Raw genomic sequence first — 2,466 nt, 5'->3', positions numbered from 1 at the left:
TGCCGATACCTCCCGTACCGGCAGGTCCGCGGGACATTCCTGTCGCCCGACTGATTTCTGCGTCACAATCCGGGTCCGCCGGGGGGCGGACCTCGTATTGTCGCGTCTCACGGGAAGGGCAGTGCGGGGAGCGAAAGGCTGGTGGCTGTGCGTGGCGGCGACGGGGCACGCTGACACCAACGTCGGACACGGCGTACTCATCGAGGCCGTCGGCCGCGCGCTGGCCACCCACGGCCGCGCCGTCCTCACCGGCCCCGCCGGAGCCGGCAAGACCGAGGTGGCCCACGCCGTCGCGGCCGCCGCCCAGGCCCGCCGCGAGACCGTCCTGCGACTCGCCCCCGAAGCCGCCGACCGGCACATACCCGAGGCCTCGGCCGCCGCCCTGCTCGCCTCCGTCCCCCGCTCCGCCCTCGACCGCCTCGCCGGACCCCAGCGCACCGCCGTCGCCCTCCTGCGCCGCGAGGCCGAAGCTCCCCGCGCCGGACGCGACCACGTCGCCCTGCGCCTGGCCCTCGCCGAGGTCCTGCGCACCCTCGCCGCCCCCGGCCCCCTCCTGCTCCTCGTCGACAACGCCCAGTGGCTCGACGCCGAGAGCGCCGACCTGCTCCGCTACGCCCTGCGCCTGACCCCGCCCCGCGTACGGGTCCTCGTCGCCGAACGCGCCCAGGGCGGCGCCCCCGCCGCCGAGACCCTCTGCGGCCCCGGCGCCCCCGCCGTCCGCGTCCCCGCCCTCGGCGCCGACGAGGTCGCCGAACTCCTGCTCCGCCACGGCCTCCCCGCCCGCCTCGCCGGCCGCATCCACCAGGCCAGCGGCGGCAACCCCCGCCTCGCCCTCGCCCTCGGCCACTCCCTCGCCGAAGCCGCCGGCAGCCAGGGCGGCTGCGCCCACCACGCCGACCCCCTGCCCGTCTCCGGCCAGGCCCGCGAGGTCGCCCGCCGGGTCCTCGCCGAAGCCCCCGCCCGCACCCGCCCCACCCTCCTGCTCGCCGCCCTCGCCGACCGCCCCACCACCGCCCTGCTGCGCCGCGCCGGCCGCCCCGACGCCGAAGCGGAACTCGCGGAGGCCGAACGGGCCGCCCTGGTCACCGTCGGCGAGGACGGCGCCGTCTCCTTCACCGCCGGCGCCCTGCCCACGGCCCTGGCCGCCGACGCCGGCTGGCCCGAACGCTCCGCCGGGCACGCCGCCCTCGCCGCCGCCGTCGGCGACCCCGTCCAGGCCGTCCGCCACCGCGCCCTGGCCGTCGACGCCCCCGACCCGGAACTCGCCGACGGGATCACCCGCGCCGCCGACGCCTGCCGCCGCCGCGGCCAGCGCGCCCTGGCCGCCGAGCTCGGGCTGCTCGCCGCCGAACGCACCCCCGCCGACCGGCCCGCCGAGGAACTCGCCCGGCTCGTCGCGGCCGCCGAGGACGCCGGCTGGGCCGGCCGCGCCGACCTCGCCCGACGCGCCACCCGCGCCGTCCTCGCCCGCGACGCCTCGCCCGCCCAGCGGGTACGGGCCCGGCTCGCCGTGATCGACGCCGCCGGGCAGGCCCTGGCCGCCCTCGACGAGACCTTCGCCTTCGCCTGCGCCGAGGCCGACGCCGCCGACGACCCCTCCCTGCTGGCCGCCGTACAGCTGCGCATCGCCTGGAAGCACAACCTCAGCGACGGCGACCCCGTCCGCTCCCGCGACGCCGCGGCCGAGGCCGGGGCCCTCGCCAAGGCCGGGGGAGACCAGGTCGCCGAGGCCATGGCCCTGACCGTCCGGGCCCGCATGGGCCGCATCCTCGCCGACCCCGACGCCGAGGACATCCTGGCCGAGGCCCTGGCCCTGCCCGCCCCCGAGGTCCCCCTCGGCATGCGCAACGCCCCCCAGTACCTCGCCGTCCGCCACGCCCTCTTCGACGACCGGCTCGCCGACGCCCGCGGCCGGCTCCTCGTCCTGCTCCCCGCCGTCCAGCGCACCGGCTCCGCCGAGGACGTCTTCGAGGTGCTGCGCAGCCTCACCGAGGTCGAACTGCGGCGCGGCGCCTGCGTCCTGGGCGCCGCCCACGCCCGCCGCGCCCTGGAGCTGACCATCGAGGCGGGCCTCTCCCCGGGGCCCGCCTGGTACGTCGCCGCCACCGCGGAGGCCGCCGGCGGCAGCTTCGCCCGGGCCGCCGCCTACGCCCGCCGCGGCATCCGCGCCTCCGAGGAGGAACACGACCAGGTCTTCCTCTCCCGCGGCCTCTACGCCCTCGGCACCGTCGAACTGGCCACCGGCGAGGCCGCCAAGGCGGTGGCCACCCTGCGCCGGGTCGCCGAACTGGAACAGGCCCAGCAGGTGGTCGACCCGTCCATCCTGCGCTGGCACGGGGAGCTCGCCGAGGCCCTGGTCGCCGCCGACGACCCGGCCGGTGCCGTCGCCCTCCTCGACGAGGTGACCCCCGTCGCCCGCGCCCTGGGGCGCGGCCCCGTGCTCGCCGCCCTGGACCGGGCCCGGGG

Annotated in this window: 1 protein-coding gene; it reads left to right on the top strand. The window is 79.4% G+C overall.

The window, feature by feature from the left end; genetic code table 11:
- Positions 1–121: 121 nt before the first annotated feature.
- A partial coding sequence (locus tag ACFVXK_RS38160) for an AAA family ATPase (RefSeq protein WP_389621854.1) occupies positions 122–2,466 on the top strand: 2,345 nt, incomplete at its 3' end.

This window comes from Streptomyces sp. NPDC058157 (genome assembly GCF_042884105.1).
Taxonomy (GTDB): Bacteria; Actinomycetota; Actinomycetes; order Streptomycetales; family Streptomycetaceae; genus Streptomyces.
Note: the sequence above shows the minus strand (reverse complement) of the source record. Positions and strands in the feature narration are given on the sequence as shown.